The following is a 16,968-nucleotide window of genomic DNA, read 5'->3' on the forward strand; positions in this document are numbered from 1 at the left end:
CCGCGGGGTACAGCGTGGCCTGCAGAAACGCCTGTCTCAACCGTCTCATGTCTCGCGGCTCGCGGCCGCGGCGTCCGCCGCGCCCGCGAACATCGGCGCCACCTGCCGCGCGAAGCGTTCCAGCGACGCGCGCACGAGATCCGCGCTCAGCCCGCCGAAACTCGCCAGGAGCAGAACGAGCGACACGCCCATCGCCCGCGCGCTCTCCACGCGCCGCGCCACCTGGGCCGCGTCCCCAAACCACACGAAGTCCCGCGATATGGGCGTTCCCTCATACCGCGCGCCCGGCGCCCGCCGCGTGTCCAGATACAGGCGCAGCGCGTCCTCGGCGGCCGCGTACGCGGGATCGTCCGGACCCTGCCACGGGACCTCGCCCACGAACGCGTGGCAGGCGATGCCCACGCGCCCCTCGCCCGGGTGGCCGCCTTCCTCGCGCCCCCGCCGGTATTCCGACAGCAGCCGGGCGAGGTCCGCGTCGCCGGCCAGGCGGATGTACGGCACGCAGATGACGTCGTGGCCGGCGCGACCGACGAACGGCGCCGGCTCGGGCCGCGTGATGCCGAGCCAGATCGGCGGGTGCGGCGCCTGCACGGGCAGGACGTTCAGGCGGGCGCCGTCGACGCGCCAGTACCGGCCTTCGTGCCGCACGACCTCGCCGCGCCACGCCCGCCGGATCACGGCCAGGCTCTCTTCGAACCTCTCCCGCTTCTCGTCTGTGTTCAGCCCGAAGCCGACGAACTCGTGCGCGAGGTACCCGCTGCCCACGCCGAACTCCAGGCGGCCGCCGGAGACGGCGTCGACAAACGCGTAGTCTTCGGCGATGCGCATGGGGTGCTGTAGAGGAAGCACGGCCACGGCCGCGCCCAGGCGCACGCGGCGGGCGCGCTGCGCCGCCGCGGCGAGGAACGCGGCCGGCGACGGCGACACGCCGTAATCGGAGAAGTGGTGCTCCGCGACCCAGACTTCGAGGTCCAGGGCGTCGCAGAATTCCGCCAGGTCCAGTGCCTCTTGAAGAAAGCGGGCGCGGTCCGGAGAGCGCCCGGGGTAGTAGTCCATCGTGAGGAAGATGCCGAAGCGCATGGTGCCCTTCCCTTGCCCAGAACCTACTGGCACGATACCACAGTTTCCGGCCACGCAGGAAACCGGACGCCATGCCGGAATAAGTACGCGGCAACGACAGCCGTGATCGAGGTGACGTCGTTGACGCCGACGATCCAACGGGTGGTGATCACCGGGGTCGGCGCCGTGACGCCGTTCGGCGTCGGCGCGGACACGTTCTGGCAGGGCCTGCGGGCGGGCCGGTCCGCCGTGCGCCGCCTCGACGGACCCGAATGGGAGGACCTGCCCACGCGCATCGGCGCCGTGGTGCCGGACTTCAACCCGGAGGATCATCTGGACGCCCGGACCGCGCGCCGAACGGCGCGGTTCGGCCAGTTCGCTGTGGCCGCCGCGCGGGAGGCGGTGCTCAAGGCCGGGCTGGACGTGGAACGCGAAGCCGGCGAGATCGGCGTCGTATTGGGCACGGCCGGCGGCCTCTTCAGCGCGGGGTACCAGGAGCGGCTTCTGGCCGAGAGGGGCCCGAAACGCGTCGACCCGCTCTTCGTCACGCGCCAGGGTCCGCACATGGCCTCGGCGCGCGTCGCACGGGAACTGGGCCTGCGCGGGCCGAACACCACGGTGAACAGCGCGTGCGCCAGCGGGGCGGACGCCATCGGGCAGGCGCTCAACCTCGTCCGCCTCGGGCAAGCGCCCGTCGTCCTCGCGGGCGGCAGCGAGGCCATCACCCACCCGGTGACGATCGCCTCGCTGGGCATTGTCGGCGCCCTCTCCCAGCGCAACGACGAGCCGGAACGCGCTTCGCGCCCGTTCGACCTTCACCGCGACGGCTTCGTGCTCGGGGAAGGGGCCGGGATTCTGGTCCTGGAGAGCGAGGCGCACGCCGTGGCGCGCGGCGCCCCCATCCTGGCCGAACTCGCCGGCGCCGGCTGGTCCTTCGACGCCACGGACGACACGGCGCCGGACGCGGAAGGTCAGGCCCTGGCGATGGCGCGCGCCCTGCGGGACGCCGGTTGCCGTCCGGACGACGTCGATTGGATCAAGGCGCACGGCACCTCCACCCCGCTCAACGACCGGACGGAGACGGCCGCCATCAAGCGCGTCTTCGGCGAGCGCGCATACGGCGTGGCGGTGAGCTCCATGAAGTCCATGATCGGTCACGCCGCGTCGGCCTCCGGCGCCGTGGAGGCCGTCGGAGCGGTCCTGGCGCTCCTCCACCAGACGATCCCGCCGACGATCAATTACGAGACGCCGGACCCGGACTGCGACCTGGACTACGTGCCCAACGAGGCGCGTCCCGCGAGGATCCGGACGGTCTTGATCAACGCCTTCGGTTTGGGGGGCCAGAATGCCTCGCTCGTCATTCGAGCCTACGAACCCTAGCGCCGGGCCGTCCCGCCCCGTGCGCGTGGCCGTCGACGCCATGGGCGGCGACCACGCGCCGGCGGAGCCGGTGCGCGGCGCCCTGGAGGCCGTGCGCCGCGCCGGCGGGCAGCTGGAGGTGCTGCTCGTCGGCCGTGAGCCGGAGGTGCACGCGGAGCTGGAGCGGGCCGGCGGCGCCCCGGCAGGCGTGCGCGTCGTCCACGCGCCGCACGTCGTCCCCGACGGCGGCCACCCCGCGGCCTTCATGCGCGCTCACCCGGACAACAGCATCAGCGTGGCGGCGCGGCTGGCGGCCGAAGGAGAGGCCGACGCCACCCTGTCCGTCGGTCACACGGGCGGCTGCGTCGTGGCGGCCAGCTGGCACATGGGGCTCCTCCCGGGCATCGACCGGCCCACGGCCGGCGTTCACTTTCCGTTCGCGCCGAAGACGGTGCTGCTGGACCTCGGCCTGAACCCGGAGCCGAAGCCGCACCAGCTCTTCCAGTTCGCCGTCCTCGGCGCCGCCTACGCGCGGATCATGCTCGACGTGCCACAGCCGACGGTCGCCCTGCTGTCCAACGGCACCGAGCCGGGCAAGGGCACCGACACCGTCCGCCGCGCGTACGAGCTCCTCAAGCGCAGCCACCTCCGCTTCGCCGGCTACGTGGAAGGGATCGACGTGGTCGCGAACAAGGTGAACGTCATCGTCACGGACGGGTTTACCGGCAACGTGATGATCAAGTTCCTCGAGGGGCTCAGCATGTGGATCGGCGACCGCATCCGGCAGCTGGCGGACCACGCCGCCCTGTCGCAGCTCAGGTCCCTCCTTTCCGACCTCGACCGCATGACGGACGTCACGCAGGGCGTCGACGGCATCGCCGTGCTCGGCGTCAACGGCATCTTCGTCCCCGGCCACGGCCGGGCGCGCGCGTCCGCGATCGCCAACCTCATCCTCGGTGCCGTGCGCATGGTCCGGCGCGATTTCGTGAACCAGGTCCGGCAGGAACTGCTCCGGGCGACGGACGCGCTGGCCTGACCGCGGTCCCCACGCCCATTGACCGCCTCCCCCCGGCCCCGGAAATGCTAGGCTAGGACGGGAAGGTGGTCACGTGACGACGACTCACGCCACGGTCGACCTCGACCGTTTGCGCGACCGCGCGCGCGAGCTGCGCCGGACGCTCCTGCAGATGATCGCCGAAGCCGGCTCGGGCCACCCGGGCGGGTCTCTCTCGGCGGCCGACATCGTTGCGGCCCTGTACTTTCACGAGCTTCGTCACGATCCTCGGCGTCCCGATTGGCCCGACCGGGACCGCTTCATCCTCAGCAAGGGCCACGCCGTGCCGGTGCTGTACGCGGCGCTGGCGGAATGCGGCTACTTCGACCGGAACCTCCTGCACACGCTGCGCCGGCTTGGGAGCCCCCTGCAGGGCCACCCCTCCGTGCGCGACCTGCCCGCGGTGGAGGCCTCGACCGGCTCGCTCGGCCAGGGACTGTCCATCGGCGTCGGCGAGGCGCTCGCCGGCCGGCTGGACCGGCGGGACTACCGCGTCTTCGTCATGCTGGGCGACGGCGAGTGCGACGAGGGCCAGGTCTGGGAGGCGGCGATGAGCGCCGCGCACTACGGGCTGTCCAACCTCGTCGCCATCGTCGATGCGAACGGCTTCCAGCTTGACGGGGCGACGGGCGAGATCATGGACCTCGGGCGGCTTGAGGAGAAGTGGGCCGCGTTCGGCTGGGACGCGGTCACCATCGACGGCCACGACATGGCGCAAGTCGTGCAGGCGCTCGCGGTGCCGCGCCCCGACTGGTCCGGCGCGTCCGCGCCCGGGCGGCCGGCCTCCGCGCGCCGGCCGCGCGCGATCATCGCCCGCACCGTCAAGGGCAAGGGCGTGTCCTTCATGGAGAACAACAACGAATTCCACGGCCGCGCGCCGACGGCCGAGGAACTGGCACGGGCACTGGCCGAGCTCGATGAGGGAGGTGCCGCTCGATGACGCGTCCGCTGGGACTCGCCACGCGTGAAGCGTACGGCCTCGCCCTGGCGGAGCTGGGACGCGAGCGCCCGGAGATCGTCGTCCTCGACGGCGACCTCTCCAAGTCGACGATGACCAAGTACTTCGCCAAGGAGTTCCCCGACCGCTTCTTCAACATGGGCATCGCGGAGGCGAACATGGTCGGCGTGGCGGCGGGCCTCGCCCGTTGCGGCAAGATCCCGTTCGTCTCCAGCTTCGCGGCCTTCCTCATGTGCAAGGGCTTCGACCAGATGCGCGTCTCCGTGGCGTACTCGGAGCTGAACGTGAAGTTCGTCGGCAGCCACGGCGGCATCAGCATCGGGGAGGACGGCGTGTCGCAGCAGAGCGTCGAGGACGTGGCGCTGGCGCGGGCGCTGCCCGGCTTCGCCGTCTTCGTGCCGGCCGACGAGCACGCCACCCGCGCCGTGGTGCGCGCGGCCGCGGACCATCCGGGGCCGTGCTACGTGCGCGTGGGGCGGCCCAAGGCGCCCGTCGTCTACCCGGACGGGTGCGAGTTCCGCGTGGGCCGCGCCATCCGGCTGCGTGACGGCGGCGACATGACGATCGTCGCCAACGGGTTGATGGTGGCGGCCGCGCTGGACGCGGCCGAGGCCCTCGCCCGCGAGGGCGTCGAGGCGCGCGTCCTGGACATGGCATCCGTGAAGCCCCTCGACGAGGACGCCCTTGAGGCGGCGGCGCGGGAGACGGGCGCCATCGTCGTGGCGGAGGAGCACCTGCTCGCAGGAGGGTTGGGCAGCGCCGTCGCGATGAGCGTTGCGAGCCGCCACCCGGTGCCGATGGGCTTCGTCGGCCTGGACGACACGTACGCCGAGTCCGGCAAACCGGAGGAGCTGCTGGCCAAGTACGGGCTCACCGCGGAACGCATCGCGGAGGAGGCGCGGCGCGTGCTCGCCCGCGCGCGTCGCTGAGCATCGCAAGGGGAATGGCCGCCCGCCATTCCCCTTCTCTTTATGCGCGCGGATCGCCCAAGCGCAGGCTGCCGGCCTGGTCAATGCCGGCCCGGATCTCCCCCACGTTCCTCCATTGCGTGTCGTCCCAGCGCTGCACGTGGATGACGGCGGGGCTGTTCTTCTCCCACTCGTTCTCCAGGTAGAGCACGAAGCGCAATCCGTGCCGGTCCAGGATCCGCGGGTACTCCTTCACGTTCAGGAGGTCGTGGAGCAGCGCGCCTGCGGCCGCGCGCGCCTCGTCCTCGGTCAGCCGAAGCGGGCGATGGTCGCCGTCGTTCGCACCGGCCAGCAGCGCCGCGGCCAGCGACCGCACCACCCGCTCGTCGAATACCTGCTGCGACATCGCGTCCCACCCCGTACGGGGATTGTACCCCGTCGAACCGGCGCCGCCGGGGGGCGGTGTGCCCTGACCGTGTCCAACCCGGAGGCGGCCGGAAGGGAAATCGTTCCATGCGACGAAGTCAAGCGCCTGAATGCCAACGTCCCGGGGATACGCCGCGCATCCCCCATTGGGGAGAATTCGCGTGCTCGATCCCACGCCCGCCGGTCCGCCACGCGCGTCCGAAGCTGACGGCCTCCGCCATCATGCCGATTTCAACCGGCTCTGGTTCGCCCAGTCGGTCTCCGTGATCGGCTCGCAGGTCACCGGACTGGCCCTGCCGCTCACCGCCGTCCTTGTCCTTCACGCCACCCCCTGGCAAATGGGCGTGCTCTCCGCGGCCGGCAGCGTGCCGTGGCTGCTGTTGGCGCTCGTCGTCGGCGTGTGGGTGGACCGCCTGCGCCGCCGGCCGGTGCTGATCGCCGCCGACATCGGCCGCGCCGTCCTCGTCGCGTCCGTGCCCGTGGCGGCCGCGACGGGCCACCTCAGCATGGCGCACCTGTACCTGGTCGCGTTCGGGGCAGGCGTCCTCACCGTCTTCTTTGACCTGGCGCACCAGGCGTACCTGCCCATGCTCGTCGAGCGGCGGCACGTCGTGGAAGGCAACGCCAAGCTGCAGATGTCCAACGCCCTGTCGCTGCTCGTGGGCCCGGGCCTCGCGGGCGTGCTCGTCCAGGCGTTGACAGCGCCCATCGCCCTGCTCGTCGACGCCCTTTCCTTCCTCGTTTCGGCGCTCGCGCTCGGCCTCATCCGGCGGCCGGAGCCGGCCGCTCCGCCCGCGCAGCGCGGCCTCGGGGCGGACGTCGTCGAGGGGCTGCGTTTCGTCTTCGGTCAGCCGGTCCTCAGGGCGCTCGTCGGCTATGCCGCGACCAGCAACTTCGTCTCGAACATGGTGATGACCATCCTGGTCCTCTACGTCACGCGCGTCCTGGGTCTGTCGGCGCTCGAGATGGGCGCGGCCATCTCCTTCGGAGCCCTGGGCGGGATCGCCGGCGCGATGCAGGTCCGGCGCCTGGCCGGGCGCCTCGGCGTGGGACGCGCCCTGATCGCCGTCTCCCTGCTCGACACCCTGGGCACCTGGGCGGCCGTGCTGGCGGACGGGCCTCACTGGCTGCGCCTCGCGGTGTTCGCCGCGGCGGCGTTCGGCGTCCTCTTCTCCACCGCGGCGTCGAACACGCTGACCGTCAGCCTGCGCCAGACGCTCACCCCGGACTCCTTTCTGGGACGGATGACGGCGACGGTGAGGTTCGTGATCTGGGGCGTCAATCCGCTCGCCGCGCTGGTCGGCGGCGCGCTCGGCGAGTGGCTTGGGCTGCGCCACACGATGGCGCTGTCCGCCGTGCTTTCGCTGGCTGTGTTGCCGTGGATCTACTTCTCCCCGCTTCGCGGCATGGCCGAGAGTCCGGCCCCGCCCGCCGGACAGGTTCCGGCGTCGACGTAGGCCCCCACGCTGGCGCGCGCCTGCCGCCCGCACGCCTCACGGGGCGCGCCGCGCCTGGAGCGCCCGGTACCCCCACGCCAGCCGGCCGAGGGCCAGGGCGTGGGTCAGCACCGCAAGAAGGACCAGGGCCACCCACGGGACGGCCAGCAGCCCGCCGACGAAAACGACGAAGCAGCGGCCGTCGCGGTTCGCCGGGATCCAGCGCAGCCAGGCGGGGTCGTCCGCCAGCGGGTCGTAGCGGCGGCTCGCCTCCACCTGCCCGAGCAGGCGCATGCGGTCCTTCATCAGCGCGGACAGCGGCATGCCGGCCAGCGCCGCCAGCCCGGCCCACCACACGGCGGCCGGCGCCGCGCTCGCAAGACCCCAGCCCGGCGCGTCCGGCGCGAGCGCGCCGGCCATCAGGCCGGCGACGAGCACGGCGTCCGCGTACCGGTCGAGCACGGTGTCGAGAAAGGCGCCCGCCGGGCGCTGCGCCAACCGGAGCCGCGCGAGTTCCCCGTCGACGCCGTCGATGACGGACGACAGCTGCACGAGCACGCCGCCCAGCGCGGGGTGTCCCGCCGCGAAGGCTGCCGCCGCGAGGCCCATCAGCACGAAGGCGATGGCCGTCACGGCGTCAGGCGTCACCCGCGTGCCTCCAAGCGCGCGCGTGACGAGGCGGGACAGCGGGCGGTTCAAGTGCCGGGCGACGGGGCCGTCGCCGCCGGACGCGGTGGCGTGCGCCAGTAGGCGGGCGGCCGCGGCCCGCGCCGCCGGCGCGTCGTCCACGTCCACCCACCACCCGCGCTCCAGCGGCACCGCGAGGAGGCGCCCTCGCTCCGCGAGCCGCGCGGCCGCCGCCGTCAGCGTGACCTCTCCTCCCCCGGATTCCCGGTCGATCGCCGCGAGCGCGTCGAGGAGACCGTCCGAACCGACGAACACGCCGGCGTCCACGCCGTCGAACGCCTCCAGGCCCTTGCCGATGGCCTCGATGCGGTCGCCTCGCCGCCGCACGCGCGTCGCCTCGTCGAGATCGAAGACGTCCTCGAGTCGCCCGTCCACGAGGAGGAGAGCGGCTCCCTCGCCGAGCTCGGCCCACCGGGCGCGAGCCGCCTCCGCGGCGCAGCGCGCCACCTCCGGGTCCATGACGTGATCCGCCATGACGAGCAAAAAGGGTTCGCCGCGGAGGAGGGGCGCGGCCGCGAGAAGACTCGCGCCGTTGCCGCGCCGCCACCCGTCCGCGCGAACCCACCGCGCCCCCTCGCCGAGCGCGCGCTCAAGCCGTGACCGGACCTGGTCGGACGCGTACCCGGTGACGATGACGAGTTCCTCGCACCCGGCGGACCGCAGGCATCGCGCGGCCCGCTCCAGCAACGTCAGGCCGAAGAGCGGGTACAGGGGCTTGGGCATGCCGCCGGCGACCGGCCGAAGGCGGCTCCCTTCGCCGGCGGCGAGGATCGCGCCCTTCATCGCGCCACGCCCCGTCAGTCGGCGCTCGCGTGAGCGACGAGGTCCTCGGCCGGCGCGTCGTCCGTCGCCTCGCCGCGGATGAACGCCTCCATGAGCCGGCGCGCCTCATAGTCCGGGTACTGGACGGGCGGCGACTTCATGAGGTACGCCGAGACGGGCTTGATCGGGCCGGCGAGCCCGCGGTCCAGGGCGAGCTTCGCGCAACGCACGGCGTCGATCATGACGCCCGCGCTGTTCGGCGAGTCCATGACGGACAGCCGCAGCTCCAGCTCGATGGGCTGGTCGCCGAAACCGCGGCCCTCCATGCGGATCATGCACACCTTGTTGTCCTCGAGCCACGGGACGTAGTCGCTGGGCCCGATGTGGATGCGCTCGTCCGCCAACGGCGTTTCGAGCTGGGACTGTACCGACTGCGTCTTGGACTTCTTCTTGCTCTTCAGCCGCGAGTGGTTGAGCATGTTGAGGAAGTCGGTGTTGCCGCCGAAGTTGAGCTGGTACGTGCGCTCGAGGCGGACGCCGCGCTCCTCGAAAAGCCGCGTCAGCACGCGGTGCACGATCGTGGCGCCGACCTGGCTCTTGATGTCGTCGCCGATCACCGGCAGGCCCTTCCGGCGGAAGCGCTCGCCCCACTGCGGCGACGACGCGATGAACACCGGGATGGCGTTCACGAACGCCACGCCCGCCTCCAGAGCCGCTTCGGCATAGGCGCGCGTCGCCTGCTCCGAGCCGACGGGCAGGTAGTTCACCAGCACGTCGGCGCGCGTCTCCTTCAGCACGCGGGCGACGTCCACGGGAGAGGCGTCCGCCACCTTGAAGGTGCGGTCCTCCGGGTAGTCGCGCATGTGGTCGCTGAAGCCGTCGAGCACGGGCCCCATCTGAACGGTGACGGGGATCTCAGGAAGCTCCTGGAACACGGGCGTGCAGTTCGGCCGCGCCATCAGCGCCTCGTGCAGCGGACGGCCGACCTTGCGCGCGTCGATGTCGAAGGCCGCGACAAATTCGATGTCCTGCGGCCGGTAGCCGCCGATCGACGCGTGCATCAGCCCGGACAGTTCGTCCGCGCGCTTTGGATCCGAGTAGTAGTGGACGCCTTGCACAAGCGAACTGGCACAGTTGCCGACACCGGCCAGGGCCACACGAACCTTGCCTGGCATGATCGATCCACCTCCCAGACGCGGGGCGCCCTCCAAAGGGACGCGACGCACCGGCCGGCGATGCGCGTCCCATCCGGACGGCGTCCCCGGTATTGAGATTGAAGCGAGCATCCAGACAACGGCTTTCAGATATGGATATGCGGCTCGAGCCGACAGGGCAACCTGCACGTTCAGTATAGCAAACCCAGGAGAAAATGGCAACCGCACCCGATACACATCTAGTGTATAAGAATCTACTTACGTTAATAGGTAATCCTATGCATCCCAGGAAACATATATGCATATTTGGAGCAAAAAAAATGCGCGCGGCCCCGGGATGGGGCCGCGCGTCCCTCCGCAAGCGTTCCGCGCATCACTTGAACTCGGCGAGCAGCGCCTCGAAGTCCTTCTCGCTGATCGTCCAGTCCTGCTTCACGATCGGCTCCTCGCGGAAGCCGGGAATCGCGTCCTCGAAGGACGGCCCCTCCTGGCGGTAGATGACGCCGGTGAGGAGCGCCTCGTGCTCGATCACGGCCTGGAGCGCCTTCGTCCGGTCGGTCGGGTCGTAGCCCTCGATGTCGTCGACCTTCTTGAGGTTCGCCCGGTAGAAGTCGTACGTGTTCACCCTGTTGTAGGTGACGCACGGGCTGATCACGTTCACAAGGGAGAAGCCCTTGTGCTCGATCGCCTGCTTGATCAGCTCGATCAGCTGCGGCTGCCACCCCGAGAAGCCCTGGGCGACGAAGCCGCACCCCGACGCGATGGCCAGCTCCAGCGGGCGCACGGGGTGCTCGATGTTGCCGCTGGGCGTGCTCTTGGTCTTGAAGCCCGGGTCGCTCGTCGGCGACACCTGGCCCTTCGTCAGCCCGTAGATGTGGTTGTCCATGACCACGTACGTGATGTCGACGTTGCGGCGCAGGGCGTGCATGAAGTGGCCCATGCCGATCGCATAGCCGTCGCCGTCGCCGCCTGCGGCGATCACCGTGAGCGAGCGGTTGGCGAGCTTGAGCCCCGTGGCCACCGGCAGCGTGCGGCCGTGGGTCGTGTGGATGTTGTAGCAGTTGATGTAGTTGCCGATCTTGCCGGAGCAGCCGATGCCCGCGACGATCGCGACCTCCTCGGGACGCCGCTGAAGGTCCAGGAGCGCCTTCTGCAGCGCCGCGAGCACGCCGAAGTCGCCGCAGCCCGGGCACCACCACGACTTTTCGTTGGTGCGGTAATCCGCCAGCGTCAGCGCCATCAGCCCATCACCTCGGTCGAGCGAACGTACAGTTCGCGGGGTAGGAACGGCAAGCCGTTGTACTTCAACGCCGACTCCATCTTGTGGTGGTAGCCGATCTTCATCTGGATCAGCTGGCGCAGCTGGCCGGTGGCGTTCTGCTCCACGACGAGCACCTTCTTCGCCGCGTCCAGCCGCGGCGCGATCTCGTCGACCGGCAGCGGCCACAGCCGCTTGACGAGCAGGAAGCCGGCCTTGACGCCGTCCTTCTCCAAAAGCTCCATGGTTTCCGTGATCGCGCCGAAGGTGCTGCCGAAGGAAACGAACAGCAGGTCGGGATTCTCGGCGCCGAAGTACCGCGTCCCGTTGCCCTTCAGCCCCTGGAGCTTGCGCGCGCGCTTATCCATCTGCCGCACGCGGTTGTCCGGATTTTCCGTGACCTTCCCCGTCGGCGCGTGCTCCACGCCGGTGGCCAGGTACTGGCCGTTCTTCATGCCCGGCAGGGAGCGGGGCGAGATGCCGCTTTCCGTGACGGCGTAGCGCTGGAACGAGCCGGCCGGCACGGCGGCGAGCGCTTCCTCGCTCACGATCTCGCCGCGGTCGATCCGCACCTTCGAGAGGTCCAGCGGGTCGATCACCGTCTGCCTTGACAGGCCGACCATGAGGTCGGATGCGATGATCACCGGGCACTGGTACCGGTCCGCGAGGTTGAACGCCTCGACCGTGTCGTAGAAGCAGTCCTCCACGGTGGCCGGCGCCAGCACGATGCGCGGCGAGTCGCCGTGGGTGCCGAAGATCATGGCCATGATGTCGCTCTGCTCCACCTTGGTGGGCATGCCGGTCGAGGGGCCGGCGCGTTGGACGTCGACGATCACGATCGGAATCTCCGCCGCGGCGGCGAGGCCGATGGCCTCCTGCATCAGCGAGAATCCCGGGCCGGCGGTGGCGGTCATCGCCCGGGCGCCCGCGAAGCCGGCGCCGATCAGCGACGTGATGGACGCGATCTCGTCCTCCGCCTGGATGACGACGCCGCCGAACTTCGGGAAGACCTTGACGAGGTACTCCATGACGTCGGACGCCGGCGTGATCGGGTAGGCCGCCATGAAACGGCAGCCGGCCGCGACGGCGCCCAACGCGACGGCGTCGTTGCCCATGAGCATCGGCCGGGCCACGCCGTCGCCGTCCGCGACGTCGAAGTGGATGCCGTCAAGATGGTCCTTGGCGTAGTTGTAGCCGTCCTCCAGAGCCTTGATGTTCTGCCGGACGACCTCCTCACCCTTGCGGCCCCAGCGCTCGCGGATCAGGTCGTGGAAGGCCGAAACCTTCAGGCCGAGCACGTACGCGCTGGCCCCGATGGCCACGACGTTCCGCATGAGCTGGTTGCCGTTGTCCTGGGCGATCTGCGTGAGCGGGATGTCCAGAAGGCGCGCGCGGATGCCGTCCGGCAGCTTGGGATTGAAGTGGCTGTCCGCGACGATCACGCCGTCCGGAACGACTTCCGTGGCGTTGAGGTCGATCGATTCCTGGTCGAACGCGACGAGGATCTGCAGGTCCTCGTTCGGCGTGCGAATTGGCCGCGTGCTGACGCGCACACGATAGTTCGTGTGGCCGCCCTTGATGCGGCTGGAGAACACGCGGTAGCCGTGGACGAAGTACCCCTGACGCGCGAGCACGGTGGCGAGGATGTCACCGGAGCTCTCGATGCCTTCGCCCTGTTGTCCGCCGACCTTCCAGGCAAATTCTTGCAGCACCGTCGATTCCCTCCACCGGGCCGTGTGGCACGCGACCCTTTCTAAATACTACTCCGCGGAGCTCGTGATTGGAATAACAACTGCCGAAACAGCCCATCAGATCAAGACATTTCGTCTCTTGACACCTGACCGGCGCGCACATCGCCTTTCGTTTCGAAATCCGCCGCAACTGGACGCTCCATTTCCATCCGCGGGGAATCGCCCGCGCACATGAATGCGCAGCGCAGGTTTTGCCCTCGATTTGACGAAGCGTACCCATCAAGAGGGGGCCGATGAAGTTGGAACTCCTTCGCGTGGTGGACACCGGCGGCCGTCCGGTCCGCGACGTCCCCTGCGGGGATGACGAAGCCCGCGCGCTGCTCCAGCAGATGATCTTTTTGCGGACGTTCGACGAGCGCGCCGTCGCCCTTCAGCGCCAGGGGCGGATCGGCACGTACGCGCCTTACCAGGGCCTTGAGGCGTGCCAGGCCGCGGCTGCGTTCGCTTTGCAGAAAGAGGACTGGCTCCTCCCCACGTACCGCGACCACGGCGCCGCCATGGTCCACGGCCTGCCCGTCGAGGAGGCGCTCGCCTACTGGGCCGGACGCGTGGAGTCCTACCGCGCCCCCGAGGGCGTGAACGTGTTCCCGCCGGCCGTGCCCATCGCCACGCAGATCCCCCATGCGGCCGGCATCGGCTGGGGGATGCGCCTCGCCGGCTCCAGGGCGGCCGTGCTGTGCTTCTTCGGCGACGGCGCCACCAGCGAGGGCGACTTTCACGAGGGCGTCAACTTCGCCGGCGTGTACCGCTCGCCCGTCGTCTTTTTCTGCCAGAACAACGGGTACGCCATCAGCGTCCCCTTCTCCCGGCAGACGGCGGCCGCGTCGATCGCCGTGAGGGCGGCGGGCTATGGCATCGCCGGCGAGCGCGTCGACGGCAACGACGCCCTCGCCGTGCTCGACGCCGTGCGGCGTGCGCTGGCGCGCGCCCGCGAGGGCGGGGGCCCGACCTTGATCGAAGCCGTGACGTACCGTGTGGGACCGCACACCACGTCGGACGATCCTTCCCGGTATCGCGACCCGGATGAGGCGTCGCGGCTGAACCTCGGGGATCCGATCGAGCGGCTGCGCCGGTACCTGTCCGCCCGCGGCGCGTGGAGCGACGAGGACGAGGGGGCCGCCCGGGAGGCGGCGAGGGCGCGCGTGGCCGCGGCCGTCCAGGCCGTGGAGGCCATGGCCCCGCCGGACCCGGCCGACATCTTCAACCACGTGTACGGCGCCGAACCGGCCTTCTTCCAGGAGCAGCGCCGGCGGTTCCTCGCTGAACTGGGACGTGGCGCCGCGGCATCGCGTGAGACGATGGAGGGCGGCCGGTGATGTCCGGAACACGGAGCGCGGCGGCGAGCCGCGAGCTCACTCTCCTGCAGGCGATCACGGAAGCCATGGCGATCGCGCTGGAGCGCGACCCAAAGGTCCTCGTGCTCGGCGAGGACGTCGGCCGGAACGGCGGCGTGTTCCGCGCCACGGACGGCCTGCAGGCCCGATTCGGCGAGGAGCGCGTCGTGGACACCCCGCTGGCCGAGTCGGGCATCGTGGGCGCGGCCATCGGGCTGGCCACGTACGGGTTCCGGCCGATCGCCGAGATCCAGTTTATGGGATTCCTCTACCCGGCCCTCGACCAGCTCATCTCGCACGCGTCGCGACTGCGCGCCCGCTCCCGTGGGCGCTACGCGGCGCCCGTCGTGGTGCGCATGCCGTACGGCGGCGGCGTGCGCGCGCCGGAGCTGCACTCGGAGAGCGCGGAGGCGCACGTCGCGCACACGCCGGGGCTGAAGCTGGTCGTGCCGAGCACGCCGGCGGACGCCAAGGGTCTCCTCCTCGCGGCGGTCGAGGAGCCCGACCCGGTCATCGTGATGGAGCCGATGCGGCTCTACCGCTCCGTGCGCGGCCACGTGCCGGAAGGGCACTACACGACGCCCATCGGACAGGCGCGCGTCGTGCGGGAGGGCGACGATGCTGTGGTGTTCTGCTGGGGCGCGATGGTGCCGCCTGCGCTGCAGGCGGCGCGCCTCGCGCAAGAGCGGGATGGCCGGTCGGTGGCCGTCGTCGACCTGCGCTCGCTGGCGCCCCTGGACCGCGCTGCCATCGGCGAGTGGGCCCGGCGCACCGGCCGCGTGGTCGTCGCGCACGAGGCTCCGCTCACGGCAGGGCTCGGTGCGGAAGTCGTGGCCGTCGTCAACGAGGAGGCGTTCTGGTACCTTGAGGCGCCGCCCGCGCGCGTCACCGGGCCCGACGCGCCCTTTCCGTACTTCTCCCTGGAAGACTGGTACCTGCCGGACGCGGAGCGGATCTACCGCGCCATCGCGGACGTGGTGCGCGCCGTCTAGGCCGGGCGGGCGCGTGTCCCGGAAGACGGCGCGCGCCGCCGTTCACAGTGAAACGGGGGTCGTCGAATGGAGTTCCGCCTGCCCGACCTGGGCGAAGGCATGGCCGAAGCGGAGATCGTGCGCTGGCTCGTCAAGGAGGGCGAGCGGGTCGGCGAGGACGAGCCGCTCGTGGAGGTGGAGACCGACAAGGCCCTCGTGCAGATCCCGTCGCCGGCGGCCGGTCGTCTCGCGCGCCAGGGCGCGCCGGAGGGGGCCCGCCTGGCCGTCGGCGAGGTGCTGGCGGTGATCGAGACGGAGGCCGGCGAGACGGACGCCGGGGAGCGTGCGGCGCGCGCCGCGGGGACGCCGGCGGCAGCCGGCGCTGAACGGCAGGCGGCGGCGGAGGCGCCCGCGCCCGCGCCCGATTCCCCGGACGCCGGCGCCATCGTGGGCAACCTCGACCGCCCGGGCACCCTGCTGGTCGAGGACGTGCCCGCGTCATCCCCCAGCCCGCGCCGGCGCGCGCCGGCGTCGCCCGCCACGCGCCGCCTGGCACGGGAACTGGGCGTCGACCTCGCCCGGCTGCACGGCACCGGGCCGGGCGGTCGCGTGACGGCGGAGGACGTCCGCACCGCCGCGGCCGCGGCGCGTGCGGGCGCGGCGGCAGCTCGGCCGGCGGCCGCCGCGGCGGCGCCCATGCCGCCGCTCCCGCCCGCGTTCGGGCAGCGCCTGCCGCTCCGAGGGCTGCGGCGGCGCATCGCCGAGCACATGTCCCGGGCCCACCGCCTCGTGCCGCAGGTCACGCACGTCGAGGAAATCGACGTGACCGAGCTGGTGCGCCTGCGCAAGAGCCTGAACGAGTGGCTTGCCCTGGAGCGCGAGCGCGGCGGTGCGCACGGACTGCCGGAGCGCCTCAGCTACCTGCCGTTCGTCGCGGCGGCCGCCGTGCAGGCGCTGCGCCGCCACCCGACGCTCAACGCCTCGCTGGACGAGGAACGGGAGGAAATCGTCGTCCACCCGCACATCCACCTCGGCATCGCCGTCGACACGCCGGACGGCCTCCTCGTGCCCGTCCTGAGGCACGCCGAGCGAATGACGGTCGCGGATTTCGCCGCCCGCCTCCCGGCGCTGGCCGCGGGCGCGCGCGCCCGCACGCTGGCGCCCGAGGAGCTTCGCGGCAGCACGTTCACGATCACCAGCGCCGGATCGATCGGCGGCCTCTTCGCCACGCCGATCGTGAACCACCCCGAGGTCGCGATTCTCGGCGTGCACCGGATCGTGGCGCGGCCGGCCGTCGTCGACGGGAAGATCGAGGTACGGGACATGATGTACGTGTCGTTGTCGTTCGACCATCGCGTGCTCGACGGCGCCGAGGCCGCGCGTTTCACCAACGACCTCGCGGACATTCTCAGCCGGCCCGCGGCGCTGCTGTGGCCGCGGCCGACCGCCTAGGGAGGCTCGCCATGCCTGCGCCGCGCTGCACGGAGGTCTCGCTGGACGCCGCGCCGCCGGAGGTTCGCGAGGCGGCAAAGCGACATCTCGGCGAGCCCGGGCTTCACCGCGTGGCGACCCGCGCCGGCACGTACTGGCTCGTGTGCCTCGGCGCGCAGCCCACCGCCGGTCACCGGCTGACGTTGGGCAGCGTCGAGCCAGCGGGCGAGCGCTGGAGCGTGCGAATCCGCCACGAGCCGCCCGCGCCGGGCGCCGCGCACGCGCAGGTCATCACCTATCCCCACCTGCTGTTTCACGTCGACCAGGACGAGGTGGACGTGCTGCTCGAGGAACCCGCGGGAACGCGGCGCCTCTCCCCGGCACCCGTGGGCGACGGCGAGGCGGACAACGCCTGACGGC

General features: G+C 71.3%; 15 protein-coding genes. 9 read left to right on the top strand and 6 right to left on the bottom strand.

The window, feature by feature from the left end; all coding sequences use genetic code 11:
- Positions 1 to 45: 45 nt before the first annotated feature.
- Positions 46 to 1,080, bottom strand: a complete 1,035-nt coding sequence (locus tag IRZ18_00435; GenBank protein ID MBX5475579.1) for an LLM class flavin-dependent oxidoreductase — start codon at positions 1,078 to 1,080, stop codon at positions 46 to 48.
- A gap of 132 nt (positions 1,081 to 1,212) precedes the next feature.
- Here IRZ18_00435 and IRZ18_00440 point away from each other — a divergent pair, with 132 nt between their 5' ends.
- From IRZ18_00440 to IRZ18_00455, 4 genes are all read left to right on the top strand, one after another.
- The gene (locus IRZ18_00440) at positions 1,213 to 2,439 is read left to right on the top strand and encodes a beta-ketoacyl-[acyl-carrier-protein] synthase family protein (protein ID MBX5475580.1); all 1,227 of its coding nucleotides are present in this window, start codon (positions 1,213 to 1,215) and stop codon (positions 2,437 to 2,439) included.
- 19 nt (positions 2,440 to 2,458) lie between these two features.
- Positions 2,459 to 3,454, top strand: coding sequence for a phosphate acyltransferase (locus tag IRZ18_00445; protein ID MBX5475581.1), 996 nt, complete (start codon positions 2,459 to 2,461; stop codon positions 3,452 to 3,454).
- 73 nt (positions 3,455 to 3,527) lie between these two features.
- Positions 3,528 to 4,412, top strand: coding sequence for a transketolase (locus IRZ18_00450; GenBank protein MBX5475582.1), 885 nt, complete (start codon positions 3,528 to 3,530; stop codon positions 4,410 to 4,412).
- On the top strand, positions 4,409 to 5,359 hold the full coding sequence (locus IRZ18_00455) for a transketolase family protein (GenBank protein ID MBX5475583.1): 951 nt from the start codon (positions 4,409 to 4,411) through the stop codon (positions 5,357 to 5,359). The genes IRZ18_00450 and IRZ18_00455 overlap by 4 nt, the downstream gene beginning before the upstream one ends.
- 40 nt (positions 5,360 to 5,399) lie before the next feature.
- On the opposite strand, the gene IRZ18_00460 is transcribed toward IRZ18_00455, so the two are convergent.
- Positions 5,400 to 5,744 carry a hypothetical protein gene (locus IRZ18_00460; GenBank protein ID MBX5475584.1) on the bottom strand — a complete coding sequence of 115 codons (345 nt, stop codon included), beginning with the start codon at positions 5,742 to 5,744 and terminating at the stop codon, positions 5,400 to 5,402.
- Between the two features lie 181 nt (positions 5,745 to 5,925).
- Here IRZ18_00460 and IRZ18_00465 point away from each other — a divergent pair, with 181 nt between their 5' ends.
- On the top strand, positions 5,926 to 7,221 hold the full coding sequence (locus tag IRZ18_00465) for an MFS transporter (protein MBX5475585.1): 1,296 nt from the start codon (positions 5,926 to 5,928) through the stop codon (positions 7,219 to 7,221).
- A gap of 36 nt (positions 7,222 to 7,257) precedes the next feature.
- On the opposite strand, the gene IRZ18_00470 is transcribed toward IRZ18_00465, so the two are convergent.
- The 4 genes from IRZ18_00470 to IRZ18_00485 all read right to left on the bottom strand — a co-directional run bounded on the left by IRZ18_00470 (position 7,258) and on the right by IRZ18_00485 (position 12,773).
- On the bottom strand, positions 7,258 to 8,670 hold the full coding sequence (locus tag IRZ18_00470; GenBank protein MBX5475586.1) for an NTP transferase domain-containing protein: 1,413 nt from the start codon (positions 8,668 to 8,670) through the stop codon (positions 7,258 to 7,260).
- 14 nt (positions 8,671 to 8,684) lie between these two features.
- Entirely contained in the window at positions 8,685 to 9,824 is a 1,140-nt protein-coding gene (locus tag IRZ18_00475) for an inositol-3-phosphate synthase (protein MBX5475587.1), read from the bottom strand.
- Positions 9,825 to 10,176: 352 nt separating this feature from the next.
- Positions 10,177 to 11,043, bottom strand: a complete 867-nt coding sequence (locus IRZ18_00480) for a 2-oxoacid:ferredoxin oxidoreductase subunit beta (protein ID MBX5475588.1) — start codon at positions 11,041 to 11,043, stop codon at positions 10,177 to 10,179.
- Positions 11,043 to 12,773 carry a 2-oxoacid:acceptor oxidoreductase subunit alpha gene (locus IRZ18_00485; GenBank protein MBX5475589.1) on the bottom strand — a complete coding sequence of 577 codons (1,731 nt, stop codon included), beginning with the start codon at positions 12,771 to 12,773 and terminating at the stop codon, positions 11,043 to 11,045. The genes IRZ18_00480 and IRZ18_00485 overlap by 1 nt, the downstream gene beginning before the upstream one ends.
- 272 nt (positions 12,774 to 13,045) lie before the next feature.
- On the opposite strand from IRZ18_00485, the gene pdhA reads away from it, so the two are divergent.
- From pdhA to IRZ18_00505, 4 genes are all read left to right on the top strand, one after another.
- The gene (pdhA, locus tag IRZ18_00490) at positions 13,046 to 14,128 is read left to right on the top strand and encodes a pyruvate dehydrogenase (acetyl-transferring) E1 component subunit alpha (GenBank protein MBX5475590.1); all 1,083 of its coding nucleotides are present in this window, start codon (positions 13,046 to 13,048) and stop codon (positions 14,126 to 14,128) included.
- Positions 14,128 to 15,138, top strand: a complete 1,011-nt coding sequence (locus IRZ18_00495; GenBank protein ID MBX5475591.1) for an alpha-ketoacid dehydrogenase subunit beta — start codon at positions 14,128 to 14,130, stop codon at positions 15,136 to 15,138. Before pdhA ends, IRZ18_00495 begins: the two co-directional genes overlap by 1 nt.
- Before the next feature lie 66 nt (positions 15,139 to 15,204).
- Positions 15,205 to 16,569 (top strand): 2-oxo acid dehydrogenase subunit E2, encoded by a 1,365-nt coding sequence (locus IRZ18_00500; protein ID MBX5475592.1) that lies wholly within the window; start codon positions 15,205 to 15,207, stop codon positions 16,567 to 16,569.
- Between the two features lie 11 nt (positions 16,570 to 16,580).
- On the top strand, positions 16,581 to 16,964 hold the full coding sequence (locus IRZ18_00505; GenBank protein MBX5475593.1) for a protease complex subunit PrcB family protein: 384 nt from the start codon (positions 16,581 to 16,583) through the stop codon (positions 16,962 to 16,964).
- The last annotated feature ends 4 nt before the right edge of the window (positions 16,965 to 16,968 follow it).

The sequence above is a fragment of the Clostridia bacterium genome, from assembly GCA_019683875.1.
In the GTDB taxonomy this organism is placed as follows: Bacteria; Bacillota; Sulfobacillia; order RBS10-35; family Bu92; genus Bu92.